This window comes from Candidatus Dependentiae bacterium (assembly GCA_026389065.1).
Classification (GTDB): domain Bacteria; phylum Babelota; class Babeliae; order Babelales; family Chromulinivoraceae; genus JACPFN01.
On the sequence record JAPLIP010000038.1, the window covers coordinates 1 to 19,376 of the forward strand.

The window sequence follows — 19,376 nt, forward strand, 5'->3', positions numbered from 1 at the left end:
AGGAAAAACAATGTGTGCAAAAGCAAAAAAATGATATACTTTTTGCATGAGTAAAATACAAAGTTATTTCGAATGTCTTCAATGTTCTTATCAAACCGTAAAATGGATCGGTTGTTGTCCAGAGTGTAAAGCCTGGAACAGCCTTGACGAGATTTCAACGGTAAAAACAGAAAAGAAACACAAGTCCTCAATATCACCTGACAAGCATTTGTTCAAGCTTGAGGATATAAAACTTGAGCAACAAGCGCGCATCGTATCACAATGCTCAGAATGGGATCGAGTTGCAGGCGGCGGCATAGTTCCAGGATCATTTATCTTAGTTTCTGGTGACCCAGGAATTGGAAAATCAACATTACTTTTGCAAATTTCTACACAGCTTGAATCAAAGTATCAAATCATTTATTTTTCATCAGAAGAATCATTGCCACAAGTGAAATTACGTTTTCAGCGAATTCAAAAAACAACACCCGACAATCTTTTATTTTCTGATCAATCTTCACTGCAATCAATTATTGAAATTTGCACACAAAAAAAGCCCAACCTTGTCATTATCGACTCTATCCAAAATGTGCTCAATGAAGAGACGAACGCCCTTCCAGGGACCATTTCTCAATTAAAAGAATCCGCATTTCGACTCATGAAACTTGCAAAAGAAAACAACATCGCAATCATTGCAACCGGTCATATCACCAAAGAAGGAACAATTGCTGGGCCAAAACTTTTAGAGCATATGGTTGACGCAGTATTTTACCTGCAAAAAGAAGATCAGTGGCAAACTAGAACACTCAGATCTATTAAAAACCGCTTTGGATCCATTAACGAAATTGGATTTTTTCATATGAAAGGTGATGGACTTCAAGAAGTTCACAACATCAATCAACATTTATTAGAGCAAACAAAAAATGCTCCAGGCTCTACCCTTGTCAGCTCTCTTGAGGGAACAAGGCCAATATTTTTAGAGCTTCAAGCGCTCACCGTTCCAGTTAAGTTTGGAATTCCACAGCGAATTATTACCGGAATTGACCACAAACACGTAGTTTTAATTGCTGCCATTTTAGAAAAATATTTGCATATTCCACTCAGCAAGCATGATATCTTTTTCAAAATTAGCGGAGGACTTCGAACCAAAGATCAAACCTGTGACCTTGGAATTGCGCTTGCACTTCTTTCTAGCTATTTTCAACAACCACTTGCGGCAAAAACAATTGCCCTTGCTGAGCTTAGTTTAACTGGTCAAATCAAACCAATTTACAATATCGACATCCATGCAAAAGAATGCAAAACTTTTGGATTTTCAAATATGATTATTGCTAAAGATCAAGTTATGCAAAAACAGGATTTGCCTTCACTCAAACGAATTTCAAGCGTTCATGAACTTTTATTATTTTTCCCATCAGAGCAAATCTTAGATTAAATCGCTGTTTGACAAATAAAAGCCCCAAAAGTATAATGCCTTAACGTCTATATCTTTAACCTTCCATCTAAAGAAGGAATTACGACCATGAAAAATTCATTTATTTGCCCCGCTCGGTAAATCAAGCAGTCCAAATTAATCAATAACGAAAACAAATTTTTACTATATTTTACGATTCAATAATGATTTTGCTCACCGATTTATGACAATACTTGCATTTAATGCATAAAGTCATATAAGGTTGTACAAAATCAAGGAGTATTTTTTTATGAACAAGCAACTTTTACTTTCAGTTCAAAACGTAACAAAAACGTACACAGGGACACCAGCTATCACAGCTCTTAGTGGAGTTAACCTAGACATTTATCAAGGCGAAATATTAAGCCTTTTAGGTGTAAACGGTGCTGGTAAAACCACTCTTTCATCAATCATTGCAACGCTGCATCCTGCCAGCTCAGGCGACATTTTGCACAACGGCGTTTCAATCTACAAAGACATTATTTCATTCCGTCGCATCATGGGTTTTTGTCCACAAAAGCCAAACATTGACGCCATGCTCACGATTAAAGAAAATTTAATTTTTGCAGGGCGTTATTTTAATTTATCACCAGACGTAATCGAAAAGCGCAGCAAAGAGCTTATGGAGCAATTTCAATTAACTAAATATGCTGATGCAAAAGGCTCTATGCTTTCTGGTGGTTACAAACAAAGATTTTTACTTGCACGAACACTCATGCATAGTCCAAAAATTGTCATCCTTGATGAGCCAACAGTCGCTCTTGATCCACACATCAGAAGAAACTTGTGGGACATTATCAAACAACTCAAAAATGATGGGGTAACGATTCTTCTTACCACTCACTATATTGAAGAGGCAGAAGTACTTTCAGACAGAGTTTGTATCCTTGATCAAGGAGTTATCAAATTAATTGACACTCCTGACAATCTTAAAAAAGATTACAGCAAAGAAAATCTTGAAGATGTCTTTATCAAACTCATGCAAGAATCCGATGAGGGAAAAGAGCATGGATTATAAACAAATACAAACAATAACTAGTATTTTAATGCGCGACGCCTGTGTTTTTAAAAAACATATCATCAGTCGATTTATTGATGCGTGCATTTGGTCTGGGGCAACTATTTATGTATCTCAATATATTTTGCCACAATTTGGAATCAGTCCTGCTTTTGGTAAATTTATTATGATTGGCAATATTGCAGCATGGGGCATGTTTGAAGTTGGAACAAACGTTTCAATTCTTATGAGTGATATTCAAGGCGTTAACTCACTGGGTTATTATCTTTCGCTACCCGTGCCAACCAGCTGGATTTTTATACGAATTGGTCTAATTGATGCATACAAATCATTTGTATCAACTTTACCCTTAATTCCTGTAGGAAAATTAGTTTTGTGGAATTTTATTTCACTAAGCGATATTTCATATGGTCCACTGCTGCTTAGCTATGTGCTCGCGCATCTCTTTTTTGGATTTTTAGGATTGTTTTTAGCAAGCATTATGCCGAACTTAGAATACCTGACAACAATAAAACTAAGAATAATTTTTCCTATGTGGTTTTTAGGTTGTTATCAATTTAGTTGGCACATGCTTTATAATGCAAACCCTACGCTTGCATACATAAACCTACTCAATCCAATTACGTACATTATGGAAGGAATGCGATCTACTATCATTCATGATCAACCGCTTATTTCCTATCCAATATGCACACTTATGACAATATTTTTTATCTTCGCGTTTGCGTACGCAGGAGTTTACAATTTTAAAAAACGATTAGATTGTGTTTAAAATCACAACTATCATCTAAGGATTTTTATGACACATTACTTTTCTTTGCAGTCGCGTACACTTTGGCAACTTTTTTTAAGAAGCGTTAAGGTTACGTCTCCAGGGCTGAAAGATAAAATAATTAATAACCTTGTTTGGTCAATGCTAAACATTATCGTATTTACTTTTATCATGCCTGCTATTGGAGTAAGCAGTAACTATGGCGCTTTTATTGCGGCAACTATGCCAATTTCTTGTGCTTTTTTTGTATCAATTAGCGCGACATATGTTTTGCTTACAGATATTTCTAGCGACGGAAGCAACCTACAGTACGAACTCACACTACCGATTAACCAATGGTTGATTTTTGTACGATATGCTATGGAAAACGCGTACCAAGCTATCTGTTCTGCTATTTTAATTTTACCAATTGGAAAATTAGTTTTATGGAATAATTTTTCATTAGCCCACTTTTCATTTCTGAAATACTATTTTCTACTGCTGATGGTTTCTTTGTTTAGCGGTTTTTTCTCAATCTTTGTCGTAAGCATTACAAAAGATATGTACTCAGGACTTGATAACATGTGGACAAGAATAATTTTTCCTATGTGGTTTTTGGGAGGATTTCAATTTTCATGGTACACACTACATGAAGTTTCCCCAGTCTTGGCATACATAGGTCTACTCAATCCACTCACATATGCACTTGAAGGTGGTCGAGCTGCAGCTCTTGATCCTGCACAGTCACTTCCATACTGGCCATGCATTTTTGCATTATTAATATTTACAACTCTTTTTGGATATCTTGGAATTTCCAATCTAAAAAAACGACTTGATTGTTTATAGGAATTTTATGTTTTCAATTGACAATGCCCAACTTAAAACCTTCTGGCAACTACTTGTCAGTAACTTTTACACTTTTAAACCACGATTAAATGATCAAATTATCAACGGCCTGCTGTGGGGTGGCATTAACATAGCCGTATTTGCATATATCATGCCAACTCGCGGCCTTGTTGATTATGGTCCATTTATTTTAATTAGCATCGCCTCGATTCAAGGATTTATGATCCCTGTTCACAATGTTATTTTACTAGTTTCTGATATGTGCGACCCTGGCAGCAATTTACATTATGAATTAAGCTTACCGGTAAGACAGTCGATGGTTTTTGTGAAATATGCCTTGGCTAACGCATACCAAGGATTTATAACGACAATGCTCATAATTCCAATGGGAAAATTAGCACTCTGGAAATCATTTTCCTTTCAATATTTTTCATTTTTCAAACTCTATTTTTTAATATCACTCGTTTGTCTGTTTTCTGGATTTTTCTCACTTCTTTTAGCGAGCAGAATTCATAATTTATTTAAAATATCAAACATGTGGCAACGCATTATTTTTCCACTTTGGTTCCTGGCTGGATTTCAATTTTCATGGAAAAACTTATATGAAACTTCACCAACGCTGGCATATTTAAATTTATTAAATCCTTTAACTTATGCTCTTGAAGGTGGAAGAGCTGCAGCTTTAAACCCTGCCGACTCACTTCCTTACTGGAATTGCATTGCAGCGCTCATGTTTTTTACAATCGTATCTGGCTATCTAGGAATTTCTAAACTCAGAAAAAGACTTGATTGTTTATAAATCCAAATCAATATAAAAAATCTTCTATTTGAATATAGCGCGTAGGTTTATTTTACTTTTTTGTAAAACAAGCCTACGCAAAATTATTTTTCAGATGTTAAAAAAAAATGATATTCTTATAGCTAACAACTCACATGTTTTACGACCTGGAATCATTTTTTGTGCGCAACATTCTTTTATCTATAACTTTTTTTTCTTTTTTTGCAGCTCAAGCATCGCAGCCTGAAGCAAGCCAAAAAATTTTACTTTGTGCCATTGACGCACTAGGCACTCATTGCCAAAAAGAGATTGACACTTTTATTCCAGATAAATTACTGATTGAATCAATAGACTATTTTATTGATCCTGGGCACGACCAAGAAGAACTCTTAAGCATCACAGGATTGCGTAGCAACAAACTTACAACAAAAAAAGATCTTGAGTGCGCCGTCTTTTATCTTAAGCAAATGGGAGTTTTTAAAAAAATTATTTTAAAGATTTTTCAACATAAAAAGATAGATCAAGCTCCAGCATATTCTTTCGAATTTTTTCTTGAAAAGCATTATCTGTTTTCGCAACTGACTATATCTGGCCCTCTTCGCAGCAAAGAGCATTATAAAAATGCTTATTTAATCGAGATTGGTGACATTTTCGATGAGCAAAAGCATCAACACTCATTACAAAATATACATAAAACACTACAAACAAATGGTTACTTTAGCGCTCAACTTCTCGATAAAATCACTTACAACAAAGAAAACTCCTCGGTTTTTGTGCAGCTTTTATTAAAAAAAGGAAAGCGATTTACCATTAACAAAATTAACTGCATGGTTCAAGACTCTCATCATATTTCAAAATTAGATGCTCAAAAAATATGTCAAAAAACAGTTGAGCTTTGCTCTCAAAAAGCTCAAGCAAAGCATTATGGACAAGAGCTTATAAAAAGCATGCGACATAAAATCAAATCCCTCTTAGAACAAAAAGGATTTATTGTATTTAATGTTGAGATTGAAGAAATTGTGCAACTAGAAAGCAAAACAATAGATCTTGATATAAAAATAATAATTGATCGAAAAAAAGAATTTTCTTTTTTAGGGAATGTTTTTTTTAACCACCAGGAACTAATGAATCATTTATTATTATATGGAAAATCAGCATGGCACTTTCCAAGCTCTGTTATCATTGATGAAATTGAGCAGATGTATAAAAGCAAAGGATTTTGGTCAGTAAAGATTAGTGTTCGAGAAGAAAAAAATAAAGTTTATTGCCTTATAAAAGAAGGTAAAAGAACCATTATCTCTAGCATAAAAATAAATGACCAAAGATCTTTAGAAAATAAAGCATTAGATCATGAAACTTTAGACAGCGACATACTACACGAGCCAAGACTTATAAAATCTAATTTTTCCCAATTATTAAAATCAAAGTTTTTCGACAAAGATCTTTTAAAGAAATCAATAGATCAGCTCATAAAAGCATATCGGCAATCTGGTTTTTGGGATGCAAAAATAACCAAAGAACAGTTTGTAAAAACAAAAGAAGATAAATATAACCACTGCCAGCTAGTTTTAAATATTGAGCTCGGACGCAAAAGAATTATGGGCAGTTCTACTATTTTGCAGCATGCAAATATCCAAGAACAATTTAATTTATTTTATAAGAATCAATCACTACAAGGATTTGACAACTCTTTGCTGCAAGAGCAAAAACAATGGATAAACAGATACTTAAGAAATCAAGGGTATCAAAAAATATCAATTGACTTTCAACTACACGAAAACCAAGATTCCTCAAAAAACTTACAAAAAAAAATATCTGACAATGTGCAAATTATAGATGTTACATGGAATATTTCCCTTCATGAATCTGAGGTTAAATTTGGAAAAACCATTATCCTTGGCAACAATTTGGTTCCATACAGCTCTGTCATGAAAGAAGTCGCATACAAATATGGTGAGAATTGGGATAAGCAAAAAATTCAGCAAACCCTAAAAAACATAAAAGAATTAAACATATTTCAGTCTGTTCAAATATATCCAAGCAAAGACACAGACAATCTTTTATACAAACCAATATTTATGAAATTAATACATGCTGACAGATATGAAGTAAGAACTCGATTTGGACTACAACAAGTTGGTAACAACCTGCAGCTTAGACGAGGATTTACATACAAAGTTGGTGCAAGCCTCTACCTTAAAAATCTTTTTAACATCGCAGATCAAGGATTTGTAGAGGCTGACGTGACCAAATTCTATCGAAACATTGCTGCCTGTTACGAATTTCCATGGCTTTTTGGCAAAAGAATTCGTTGTCAATTTAAGGTGTATGACTCGCTTTATGAGCAACCAGTTTATATTGGTAGTAAAAATTCTTTGTACACGGCAACACAACAAGGATTTTTATGGAACATGAGCCATGTCTTTCCATCAGTAACCGTAAGTGGATCTACCGGATGTGAATTTATGGGAATAAAGCAAGCTGATCAGCACATGCTTGGAAGTATTATCGACTACGATCCGACTCTTCTGGGAAAAAAACCATCATATTTATTTTTTGAACCCAACGTAATTTGGCAAAAAGTAGATAATCTTTTAAACCCAAACCGTGGCCACTTATCTTTTATCTCTTGCAAAGGAATGTTTGACCTCAACAGCAAAACAAGCTTTTTAAAACTGCTTATTGAACACTCAGAGTATATTTCTATTTTAAACTCAGCGACATTAGCGCTACGACTCAGAGGCGGCCACGTCTTTAATCGAAAATTCAATCAGCTCATTCCCATAGAAAGATTTTATTTAGGCGGAGCATCATCTCTTCGCGCATACCAGCGAGACTACTGCCCTCCGCTTGGTCGCCTTACTGAGCCAATTTATGATCAACACGCAGGACTTCCACCACAAGCAGACAATTTATGGCGTTACGCCCCTCAAGGCGGAAGAACTATGATTAACTTTAATATTGAAATGCGTATGCCAATTTATAAAAATTTAGGTGGAGCAGTTTTTATAGATAGTGGAGCGCTTTTTAAAAATAGTGTCTTTCATGAATTAAAAAACAAGTCCGATAATTTTTTTGCAGGATCTGGCTTTGGAATTCGATACGATACTCCCATTGGGCCACTTAGATTTGATTGCTCTTTTAAATGGAAGAAACAGTATCAAGATTTTGAGTCATGGTGTGTATGGTATCTCACCCTAGGGCAGGCATTTTAAGGCAAGCCATAAACTGATAATTTTTTGCCTTAAAATAGAGCTTTTTTGAGGATGATATTTTATAGCAAAAAACTATCTTGTTGTTATACTAAAAAAAATAGGAATTTAATCTTTTTTTATGGGGAACATTCAATGTCTTTAGAAGTTAATAACAGCTGCTTGGACGAGCAGCACATCTCAAGAAAATCGATATGGGACATATTTTCTCATGAATTGATGCACCATCTTCCATATGGTACTTTATCTGTTGCCTGTGCCCTTATGCTTCTAAGCATGATCCATGTGTTTTTCACTGCAAACATGGTAGAAGCTACCGCGCACGTACATGATCATTCTGGTCCCTGTGGCATGCATTCTGGCATGGATATTTTATTTCATAGCTTTCACTTTACGCATATTTTATTTGCAGCAAGTGGCGCTATGGTAACTTTTTATAGATATTCTAAAAACATTATGGCTGGGGTTATGGTCGGCATTGTTTCTTCAACGATTTTTTGTACTCTTTCTGATATTTTACTTCCATACTTTGCTGGTACTTTACTTGGCGTTTCTATGGAACTTCACATTTGCTTTAAATCAGAGCTTGCTAACATTTTACCATTTTTATTTGTTGGTGTTATCAATGGCTTAATTATTTCACGAGGCAAAGAAGAGCATACTGATAATCATTCACTTTCTTTGCATTTCTTTCACACTTTTATTAGCGCAATGGCTGCAATTTTTTATTCTATTGGTCACGGATTGTCAGATTTTCATGCATATTTTGGTATGTTTTTTATGTTAATGCTTGTAGCGATTGTGATTCCATGCACACTTTCTGATGTGGTGGTTCCAATTATCTGGGCACGAATGGTGAAAAGTCGATGAAAGGTATAGTCCTACAAGGAATTACCAAGTCTTTTGGCTCTGAGATAATTCTAGATAATATAAATTTAAAAATTCCAGGCGGTAAATTCTTTGCACTCATTGGACCAAGTGGTTGTGGCAAAACAACCATTTTACGAATGATTGCAGGACTTGAGATTCCTGATTCCGGATCTGTTTTTTTAGGCGATCATGACATTACTAATGTTCCTGTTAACAAACGCAGCGTAAACACTGTTTTTCAAAGTTACGCTTTATTTCCACATTTAAATGTTTTCGACAACATTGCGTACAGTTTACGAGTAAGAAATTTATCAGCTGACTCAATTTTGCAAAAAGTTGAAAAAGTAATTCGCATGTTTCACCTTGAGCCACACTTATACAAACAGATTGGTCAACTTTCTGGTGGGCAACAACAACGAGTTGCTATCGCTCGTGCGGTAATTAATGAGCCTGAGGTTTTATTATTTGACGAACCTCTCGCTGCGCTCGATTTACGACTACGTGAAAAAGTTTTACTTGAACTCATTGAGCTTCAAGATCATCTAGGTACCACATTTGTTTATATTACTCATGATCAAACAGAAGCATTAACCGTTGCTGATCAGATGGCGGTCATGAATCAAAATGGAAAAATTGATCAGGTTGGAACTCCAAAAGAAATTTACGAGCATCCAAAATCAGTTTTCGTTGCAAACTTTGTAGGGACAACAAATATCATTCAAGGAGTGCTTTTAAAGCATGGGGAGCAATGGTATTTGGACGTAGACAAAATGATTTGTATTGCGATCAAAATGCCTGACAACATAGAAGATTTCAATATTGGTGATGATGCATGTATCGGTGTTCGTCCTGAAAAAATCTTGATTAGCAAATCAAGTCTTGAAGGATTCTCTAACAATTTATCTGGCATCGTACATTCAATTGTTTATCAAGGTAGATTTACTCAATACAACGTTCGGTTGCAAAATGGTTACATGCTGCAAGTTTTTGAACAAAATGAAGAGCATTTTGCAAGAGAAATCATCGATTACGACGATCATGTTTATTTATATTGGCAAAAAGACAACGTTCTCTTGCTCAAGAAATAAAAAAACCAAAGGGGCACAAAATGAAAATCTTTAAAAAAATAAGTAAGAGTGAAAAATCATTCTTTTTTATGGCGCCAGCGCTTGCTTGGCAAATATGTTTTTTCTTATTGCCGCTCTTGTTTGTCATCCAGCTGAGTATGTGTACTAATTTATTTCAACATGCGACGATGGAATACTTTTTAGAAGTAATTAAAATTTCTCATTTTTTTGTAATATTTAGGTCTTTGCTTCTTGCAAGCATTACTGCAACATGTTGTTTATTTATCGGATATCCTGTTGCATATTATGTTGCCCTTTGCGCTCCAGCTCGCATGAAATCAAAGCTGATGTTTTTAATTGTTCTGCCTTTCTTAACCAATCTTTTAGTTCAAGTGTATGCTTGGTTTTTTATTTTAGAAAAACATGGCGTATTAAATAAATTCTTATCACTTTTGGGCTTTGATTTTGGGCACCTATTAAACAATCAATTTGCTATGTACCTGGTTATGTTCCATGTTTATTTACCATTTATGATTATGCCTCTTTATTCTAGCCTTGAAAAAATCAACATCCGACTGGTTGAATCTTCTTTAGACCTTGGCGCATCATACTTTCAAACACTTTGTAGAGTTATTGTTCCATTAACCATTCAGGGAATAAAAACTGGATTCTTTTTGGTCTATGTTACTTCTTTTGGAGAATACGTTATCCCATCCCTTATTGCAGGACAAAAAAAATATTTCGTTGGAACGCTGATTTCTGAATATTTTTTTATTGGAAAAGATTGGCACGTTGGAGCCGCATTCACCTGTCTGAGTTCTGCAACGTTTATTATTTCAATTTTGTTATACCAAGTTGCGCTGCATAAATTAGTTAATCGATTACAAAGGGTATAGGCATGTTTAAATTTATCAATTTTTCTAGATCTGCCCTTGCTGTGTTTGTTGCATGCATTTATATTTTTCTATATGTTCCCATCGTTGTTTTAGTTTTATATTCATTTAACCAAGGCGGATTTCCAGATGCATGGACTGGTTTTTCTTTGCACTGGTACCAAGACTTATTTCACTCAGAAGAAATATGGCGAGCATTTCTGAACTCTATTATTGTTGCTTGCACCTCTTCTTTTTTAAGTGTAACCATGTCTCTTTTACTTGTGCATGGACTTCGTCACTATAAACAAAATCTTGTGCCTTTATTTTATGCTAACGCTTTAATTCCAGATATTGTTTTGGCGGTTGGCATGCTTGCCCTTTTTTCATGTTTATTTATTCCACTTGGGCTCACCACACTTATCGCAGGACATACACTTTTAGGGCTTGGCTTTGCAATGCCGATAATCAAAGGTAGATATGATGAATTAGATAAAAGTTTAATTGAAGCTTCTTTAGATCTTGGCGCTTCAATGCAATACACTTTTTTTCATGTGATTGTTCCTTTTTTATATCCAGCAATATTAGTAGCTTTTTTGCTTTCAATAATTATTTCATTTGATGATTTCCTCATATCTTTTTTCTGCTCTGGATCATCAGTTCAAACTCTTTCGCTTTATATTTTTTCCATGATTCGCTCTGGGATTTCACCAATCGTTAATGCTCTTTCTACACTGCTTTTAATAGGCAGTTGTTTCATGTTGCTTATTATGATGATGTTTCAAAGAAATTTATTTCGAGATTAAAAGGATTTAGACAACATGTTTTTAAAATATTTATTTCGATTATTAGCGATTTGTTTTTGGATTGGCACTATTTATGCATTTCTTATGCTGCCATACTTTTTAAAACTTACAGACTTTCAAGAAAAATCCTTAAAAGTTTATACATGGGCACATAGAATTGATGAATCTATTTTAAAAGACTTTGAAAAGAAAACAGGCATTAAGGTTTATTTAAAATATTATGAAAGCAGCGAAGAGCTTCTAACCAAGCTTGAAATGATGTCACCGGTAGACTGTGATATCATGCTTCCCTCTGGATATATTATTGAACCAATGATTAAAGCAGGACTCCTTAAAAAATTAGATTTATCCAAATGCGAATTCATACAGAATATCTATCCTGAATTTTTAAATATCTATTTTGATCCATCAAACACTTATTCACTTCCTATGTACTGGGATGTTTTTGGAATTGGTTACAATAAAAATGTCGTTGGTGACAAAGATGTTTCGCTCAATATGATTTTTGATCAGAAATCAGTAATTGGTGGCGAAATTGGCATGTCAGAAGATGCCCGCGAAGCAATATTTTTAGCCGCTAGCTATTTAAATATGCCCATCGATAATTTTTCAAAATATAATTTAGAAAAAATCTACGATCTTTTATGCATGCAAAAAGCATGGGTTGGCTCATACACAGACTCTCAACAAGGTTATTTTTTAGCTTCTGATACCTGCGCAGTAGTTGTCTCTGATCGAGAAATAGTATGCCGAGAAATGCTTAAGCATGATTTTATTAAGTTTGCGCTGATTCCATCTGGGTCAATGCTCAGAACTGATAGCATAGTCATTAGCGAAAGTACCAAAAAAGAAGATTTTGCATACGAATTCCTAAACTACCTTTTCTCTAAAGAAGTCTTAAGCTATCACTGTCAAAAATTTTGTATCCTTCCTACAACAAAAGATGTTTTTGCTTCTATGGATCAAAAATACATAGGGGTAGATAATTTATACCCAGGAAGTGATGAGTTTAAAAAATTAATTGTCTTCAGGCATGGACTATCCCAAAAAGAAATAAATGATTTTTGGATTAAATTTAAGGCTGCATAAAACATGAATAAAAATAAGTTCTATGTAACAACCCCTATTTACTACGTTACGGCTGCTCCACACCTAGGATCATTATATTCAACACTTCTGGCAGATGTGGCTGCTCGTTATCACTCAATGATGGGTAAAAATGTTTTCTTCCTGGTTGGCACTGATGAACACGGACAAAAAATAGCTGAAGCCGCAAAAAAAGTTAATAAACACCCACAGGACTTTGTAGATGGATTTGTTGATTCATACTCATCAATGTGGAAACTTTATAATATTGATTATTCAAAATTTATACGAACTACGGACAAGTATCACCAAGAAGCTGTGCAAACTTGGATCTCTCGACTGATTGCTCAAAAAGATATTTACAAAGATACCTACACTGGCTGGTATTGCACTCCGTGTGAAACATTTGTCACGCAAAAAGATCAAAGCGAAGATGATAAAGCTAACAGCAAAGAAGCCAATGCTGAAATCAGCTGTCCGTCTTGCCTTCGTCCAACCAATGAAATATCAGAAGAATGTTATTTCTTTAGACTGTCTGCGTACCAAGATAAATTATTAAGTTTTTTTGAAAAACATCCTGACTTTATTTCACCCAAAGAAAGAGCACAAGAAGTTATATCTTTTGTAAAAGGCGGCTTAAAAGATTTAAGCATTTCTCGCTCTACTATTTCATGGGGAATTCCTTTCCCTGGCGACAGCAAGCACGTTACCTACGTGTGGGCCGACGCTTTAAATAATTACATCTCTGCAGTTGGATATGGCTCTGCAAATGGAGAAAAAGAACTACATGCCTGGTGGCCAGCTGACCTGCAAGTCTTGGGTAAAGACATTGTAAGATTTCATGCAGTTTATTGGCCTGCATTTTTGATGGCATCTGAACTTGCACAACCCAAAAAGCTTTTAGTTCATGGATGGATTAAGATGGGCGACCAAAAAATGTCTAAATCTTTGGGTAATGCTATTGATCCAAAGTCGCTTGCAGACAAATATGGCGTGGACGAAATTCGTTATTATTTAATGCGCAAAATGGCAATAACTCAAGATAGTCAATTTAGCATCGCAGATATTGAGCAAAGTATTAATTCTGAATTGGCTGATGATTTAGGTAATTTATTAAATCGCTGTTCTACTCTTTGTCAAAAATATGATTATCTGTCTATTCAAGCACCATCTACATGGTCAGATGAGACTAAAAAGCTTCAAGAGAAATGTCATTTGATGATTAAAGATAGCCTTGATATGATTGAGCAAGGGTTTTTTTACCGCGCAATAAATAACATCTGGGAATACATTAACATTACAAACGCATACTTTCATGCAAATGAGCCATGGAAACAAGCAGCAAGCAACAAAGAAAAGTTTCAAGAAACTATTGCGGCAACGGTGTACAGCCTTAGAGCAATTGGCATAATGCTTTGGCCAATCATGCCAGAAAAAATGGAAACCTTGCTCTCGAGTATTGGATATAGCATACCAATGAGCTCTCGCTTAACTCATACTTTGAATCCTGAAATCAGTAAGCCAACTCCCAGCTTAAGCGATATTTCTTTTAGTGATAATCTTGTTATGAAAAAAATAGACACCCTCTTTAAAAAAATGGAAAAAACGATGGACCAATCAACAGAACAAATTATTACACCGGTAGAAGAAACAAACTTTATTTCGATTGATGATTTTGCAAAAGTAGACCTACGCGTTGGAACTATTTTTGAGTGCGAGATCGTTGAAAAATCTGACAAATTATTAAAGCTTCAAGTTGATTTTGGAAGTTTTGGAAAAAAACAAATTTTTTCAGGAATGAGAAAGTTTCTTTCACCTCAAGACTTGATTGGAAAACAAGGCGTATTTGTCGTTAATTTCAAGCCGAGAAACATTATGGGGATGCCATCTGAAGGCATGATGCTCACCTCTGATGGAGCAGTTTTAAACCCATCAAAAGTCATTGAAAATGGCTCAAAAGTCGTTTAAAAAAATCAAACTCTAAAAAAAGGCTACTCAGGAAACTGGGTAGCCTTTTTATCTAAAACCTATGAGCTAAACGTGCCGTTTTTCTGTATATTGTCAAAATACCTGGCCATGCATTTCCAAAATTTTGCATTTAAGATATGCTTAAAAAATAGCTTTAATAAAGGCTTTAATGAGATTAAATACTATAATAAACATAAGGGGGTACACTTATGAAATCAGTCAAATTTGTCTTGATTGCACTACTTAGCTTTCAAATAACCTGTCCAATCAAAAATCCAATCACTATGTTAAAACAAGGTGGAGATTGGATTACTCGTAATATTAAGGGATATATTGAGATTTCAGAAAAACATCATCCTTACACAAAGCAATATATTGAAAATCTTTATAAAAAATATCCTAATGAATTTGAAGATACCAGCGTATACCTTTTCAATACTGAAGGCCCAGCTGCATCATATAAATCTATTTACTTTCCTATTTACTGGGCAGAAAAGCTTGAGCAAGAGCATCAAGCAAATAAAAAAGATGGTTTATATACCCAAGCTACAGAATGGATAATTTTACACGAAGTTGGTCATATTAAAAATCACGATATTGCAAATATGGCATTTGCTAGTTTTTTAGCTCTGGTATTTTCAAACATGACTGGAATAAGCAGAAATGATCAATACGCATTGCAAAAATTACAGAATGTTGATAAAACAAAAACACTTGCTGCTGTCAGTAGCGCACTTGTTGCATCTATAATATATTGGGCTTGGCAAGAATATAGAGCTGATCAATATGCGACAGAACATTGTCAAAGTGCTGAAGCTGTTGTCGCTGGATATGAATTTTTAGAACGTATGGCTCCTGCTGGAATAGCTCCAGGGATTATGCACTCATTTAAAGGCTTTAGGTTAAAAAGAATTGCTCAAGCATACGAAAAGAAATTTGGACATCCAATTCCTAAAAGCTACCACGCAACAGATCGCGTAACTGCGTAATCAAAACATAATTTCTATAAAATTAAAGCCCACTCAATTGCTCGAGTGGGCTTTTTTTATGATCTTAAAATAAATTAACTATCTGCAGCTTGGTACAGATAAGAACAAAAACAAGCTTTAGATTGGCAAGAGTATCAAAACCCTACTCAACAATCTCATTGTTTTCAATGAGTTTGTTATTTTGAGTTCCAACATAAATAGCTGCAATAATCCACACGCCAATAACGCCAAGGCTAATGAGTGATCCGTACAGCATCAAGTTTTGAATTGAAAGAACTGGATCGCCAATCACGTTAAAAGATCCGCCAATTTGAGCTCCAGACATCTTTGCAGACCTAGATCCAAACATGTCGATAATACTTTTTGTTTTAAATTTAGCATCTTTGCTCGTTGGGATGTACATCATTTCTTTAACAGGGTTATTCACAGCGTATGCCGTTGCTTTAACAATAAGCATTGCACCAAAAGTTGCCCACAATAAATGAAGTGACGATGGATTTGCAACGCGATAAAAAATATATAATCCAATAAGTGAAACAGCAAAGGCAATTGGATAAATCAATAAACAAATTCTTGTTCCAAATCGTTTAATTGCATAACTCGTACCCAAAAGAGCCATAAAAAAAGCCAATGTATTTATAGAAACGCCATAAACGCCTTTAAACCATTTAAACGTAACGTGATCAAAAATAATTGAAGCTTGAGAATTCATTTGATATTCAACAATGGTTCCAGCTATTTCATAAAAAGTTGAAACAACCAAGATTCCCATCAAATATGGCTTTGTTGCCAGAAGCTTAAAACCACTCAGCACATTGTGCGTTTTTTTCTTTTCGACTACAACGTCACTTTGCATATCTTTTGCAGGAACAGTTTTCATTAAAAAATAAATCGTTGTGATAAATAAACCAAGACAAACTACAACAGTGGCATAAAAAGGCCAAATCACATTTGTATTAATTAAAAGTAATGCTGATCCACCAATCGCACCAAATTGACCCGATGCGACCACAAAGGGAAAGACGCGCCTTGCTTGATCTGAAGTTGAACAACTAATCGTAAAAGACCAAAAAAGAGCAACCGCTAAAGATCCAAAGCTCTCTGTAAAAAGATATCCTAAAATACCGCTGACAGCCAACACGGATCGTCCTAGAAATTCGTCACCATACATATGTTTACAAAATAAAACGCCTGTCATCATAGAGAAAAATATCATGTATGCAGAAGCGATCACATACATAAGCTTTTGTTTTTCAAAAACGTCAACGAGCTTAGAATAAATCATAACAAGAAGTAAAACAAAAAGAGGAGAAATAGTTTTAAGCGCTGGTATCCACAGGCGGCCTGTGTCTGGTGACCAACCAAGCTCTGTTGGAAAAGCTAGCTTGTAGAGAACTAAATCTTTAAGGAGTCTCATCAGCCAATATGTACCAATGGTAAATATAAAAGCCAGTGACAAAAAGCTAAATTTTGTAATTTCTTCTTTTTTGATATCTGGATAAAAATACTGAATTACACGTGAGTACATAAATTAATTCCCCTCAAAGAAAAGCCCTAACAAGAAAAACTCCGACATAAATATGCCGGAGTTTTTCGATACTTATCAAGTTTCAAGTATAAACTATCGATCTTATCCAATAGTCTCGCCACTTTTAACAAGTTTTTGGTTTTGGTTTCCAACGTAGAACGCTGCGAGAATCCATACACCAATGATACCAAGGCTGATTAAAGAACCATAAGCCATCAAATTTTGAATTGACGCTATAGGGTTTCCTTTTACGTTAAGCATACCACCAAGCTGAGCGCCTGTTGCTTTTGCTGAACGTCCACCAAGCATATCAATGATACCTTTAGCTTTGAATTTTGCATCTTTGCTTGTTGGGATATACATCATTTCTTTAACAGGATTGTTAACAGCGTATGAAACACCTTTAACGATCATCATAACTCCAAAGGTAGCCCAGAACAATGTCATTGGGCTTGAGTAACCACTTTGGTAGTACAAGTAAAGAGAGATTAAACCAATTGCAAAGCTTACAGGATATAGCTGTAAACAAATACGAACACCGAATTTTTTAATGATAGCGCTTGTTCCAAGTAGAGCCAAAGCAAATGCTAAGCCGTTTGAAGCAACACCAAAAATACCAAGGAACCATTTAAATGTTGATTCATCAAAAAGAACTGCAGCTTGTGATTTCATTTGGTAATCAACAATTCCGCCAGCAATTTCATAGAAAGTAGAAACAACCAAAACACCCATTAGATATTTATGTGTTAATAGAAGTCTAATTCCACCAAACATATCTGGTTTAGTTTTTTTCTCTTCTTTGTCAGATTTCATTTGATCTGCAGGAGTAGTTGCAATTAAATATTTGATTGCAAAAATAAGACCAATTAAACAACCAACCGCAACTGCAAATAGTGGCCATGTTGGAAGACGTTTAATAAGCATTAAAGATGATCCTGTGATCGAACCAATTTGTCCGAAAGCAACAATGAAAGGAAAAGCTCTTTTTGCTTGATCTGTTGTTGAAATACTAACAGTAAAAGACCAGAACAAAGCAACTAAAACAGAACCTAGAGATTCAGTTAACAAATAGTTACAAATTCCTGTGTATTTTAAAGCTGTTGCGCCAACAAACTCAGAACCGTGAGTTGCTTGAAGATACAGAACTGTACCAATTACAGAGAAACAAACTGTATAAAATGTTGCAATAATGTAAAACAATTTATGTTTTTCGAACATATCAACAAGTTTTGTGTAGATCATAACTACACCAAGAACAACGAATGGAGAAATTGCTTTAGTTACTGGAGCCCACAAACGACCTTCATCTGCATGATAACCAAGCGATGTTGGGAATGCTAATTTATAAAGAACTAAATCTTTTAAAAGTCTTAACAACCAATATGCACCGATTGTAAATAGAAATGCTACTGCAAGTAGAGAATATTTTTTAATTTCTTCTCTTTTAATATCTGGATAAAAGAACTGAACTACACCTGTAATCATAGAAATTTGCCTTTCTGATGTTTTGACTCATTTACTTATTTGATAAAATTACTTTATTTTTACTTTTGAAATTGAACTCAAGATTTGATTATTTGCTCTTGTTTGAATAGATCTATTTCCAAAATATGATAGCGTAAAAATAGAGAAAGTACAAGTTTTATACCAAAACAACCGCTACTCACTTGCATTCTTCGTGTGGACACGTAAGAACAATAATCCCATTTTCATCTGTTTTCTTCAAAAGATAGGGACTTTTGTCACACTTTAAACATGGACTATCTTGGATGTCTGAAAATATGGCATAGCGACACTCTGGATAGTTACCGCAACCCCACAAAGTTCCACCGCTCCACTTTCTTTCTTCAACAGATCCAGCACACTCGGGACAACAAAACGATGCTTTTTTACGTTGAATATACTTACACTCTGGATACCCGCTGCATCCTACAAACTGCCCAAATCGTCCATTAACTTTTCTCAGTGATTTGCCACACTTTTCACAATCACCAAGTGGCGATGTCTGTTTTTTCTTAGAAACTGATTTTTCTACAGTTGTCGTTTTTGGAATGTAAAAACTCACATTCCAGCATACCAGACCACAGACAATAAAAGCCACTGCAGTGAGCAGTGGCCACATAAATTTTGAGTTTGTTTTTATAGACATTTAA

At 34.9% G+C, this 19,376-nt stretch carries 16 protein-coding genes; 13 read left to right on the forward strand and 3 right to left on the reverse strand.

Annotated elements, in window-relative coordinates; genetic code table 11:
• The first annotated feature begins 46 nt into the window (after positions 1-46).
• The 13 genes from radA (at position 47) to NTU89_02685 (ending at position 15,695) form a co-directional block, all read left to right on the forward strand.
• A complete protein-coding gene (radA, locus tag NTU89_02625) occupies positions 47-1,414 on the forward strand; it encodes a DNA repair protein RadA (protein ID MCX5923438.1) in 1,368 nt (455 codons plus the stop codon).
• A 268-nt stretch (positions 1,415-1,682) separates the two neighbouring features.
• Complete coding sequence (locus NTU89_02630; GenBank protein MCX5923439.1) at positions 1,683-2,450, forward strand: ABC transporter ATP-binding protein; 768 nt, start codon at positions 1,683-1,685, stop codon at positions 2,448-2,450.
• The gene (locus NTU89_02635; GenBank protein MCX5923440.1) at positions 2,440-3,222 is read left to right on the forward strand and encodes a hypothetical protein; all 783 of its coding nucleotides are present in this window, start codon (positions 2,440-2,442) and stop codon (positions 3,220-3,222) included. Before NTU89_02630 ends, NTU89_02635 begins: the two co-directional genes overlap by 11 nt.
• A 27-nt stretch (positions 3,223-3,249) precedes the next feature.
• On the forward strand, positions 3,250-4,047 hold the full coding sequence (locus tag NTU89_02640) for an ABC transporter permease (GenBank protein ID MCX5923441.1): 798 nt from the start codon (positions 3,250-3,252) through the stop codon (positions 4,045-4,047).
• 7 nt (positions 4,048-4,054) lie between these two features.
• Complete coding sequence (locus tag NTU89_02645) at positions 4,055-4,846, forward strand: ABC transporter permease (GenBank protein ID MCX5923442.1); 792 nt, start codon at positions 4,055-4,057, stop codon at positions 4,844-4,846.
• A 134-nt stretch (positions 4,847-4,980) separates the two neighbouring features.
• Positions 4,981-8,040 (forward strand): BamA/TamA family outer membrane protein, encoded by a 3,060-nt coding sequence (locus NTU89_02650; protein MCX5923443.1) that lies wholly within the window; start codon positions 4,981-4,983, stop codon positions 8,038-8,040.
• A gap of 132 nt (positions 8,041-8,172) precedes the next feature.
• Positions 8,173-8,907, forward strand: coding sequence for a hypothetical protein (locus tag NTU89_02655; protein MCX5923444.1), 735 nt, complete (start codon positions 8,173-8,175; stop codon positions 8,905-8,907).
• A complete protein-coding gene (locus tag NTU89_02660) occupies positions 8,904-9,995 on the forward strand; it encodes an ABC transporter ATP-binding protein (protein MCX5923445.1) in 1,092 nt (363 codons plus the stop codon). Before NTU89_02655 ends, NTU89_02660 begins: the two co-directional genes overlap by 4 nt.
• Before the next feature lie 20 nt (positions 9,996-10,015).
• On the forward strand, positions 10,016-10,870 hold the full coding sequence (locus tag NTU89_02665) for an ABC transporter permease (GenBank protein ID MCX5923446.1): 855 nt from the start codon (positions 10,016-10,018) through the stop codon (positions 10,868-10,870).
• Between the two features lie 2 nt (positions 10,871-10,872).
• Entirely contained in the window at positions 10,873-11,652 is a 780-nt protein-coding gene (locus NTU89_02670; GenBank protein ID MCX5923447.1) for an ABC transporter permease, read from the forward strand.
• Positions 11,653-11,667: 15 nt separating this feature from the next.
• Positions 11,668-12,741, forward strand: coding sequence for an extracellular solute-binding protein (locus tag NTU89_02675; protein MCX5923448.1), 1,074 nt, complete (start codon positions 11,668-11,670; stop codon positions 12,739-12,741).
• A gap of 3 nt (positions 12,742-12,744) precedes the next feature.
• The gene (gene metG / locus NTU89_02680) at positions 12,745-14,706 is read left to right on the forward strand and encodes a methionine--tRNA ligase (protein MCX5923449.1); all 1,962 of its coding nucleotides are present in this window, start codon (positions 12,745-12,747) and stop codon (positions 14,704-14,706) included.
• A gap of 209 nt (positions 14,707-14,915) precedes the next feature.
• The gene (locus NTU89_02685) at positions 14,916-15,695 is read left to right on the forward strand and encodes a M48 family metalloprotease (protein MCX5923450.1); all 780 of its coding nucleotides are present in this window, start codon (positions 14,916-14,918) and stop codon (positions 15,693-15,695) included.
• A 142-nt stretch (positions 15,696-15,837) separates the two neighbouring features.
• On the opposite strand, the gene NTU89_02690 is transcribed toward NTU89_02685, so the two are convergent.
• From NTU89_02690 to NTU89_02700, 3 genes are all read right to left on the reverse strand, one after another.
• Complete coding sequence (locus NTU89_02690) at positions 15,838-17,223, reverse strand: hypothetical protein (protein MCX5923451.1); 1,386 nt, start codon at positions 17,221-17,223, stop codon at positions 15,838-15,840.
• 102 nt (positions 17,224-17,325) lie between these two features.
• Positions 17,326-18,708, reverse strand: coding sequence for a hypothetical protein (locus tag NTU89_02695; protein MCX5923452.1), 1,383 nt, complete (start codon positions 18,706-18,708; stop codon positions 17,326-17,328).
• A gap of 178 nt (positions 18,709-18,886) precedes the next feature.
• The gene (locus tag NTU89_02700; protein MCX5923453.1) at positions 18,887-19,372 is read right to left on the reverse strand and encodes a topoisomerase DNA-binding C4 zinc finger domain-containing protein; all 486 of its coding nucleotides are present in this window, start codon (positions 19,370-19,372) and stop codon (positions 18,887-18,889) included.
• Positions 19,373-19,376 lie beyond the last annotated feature (4 nt).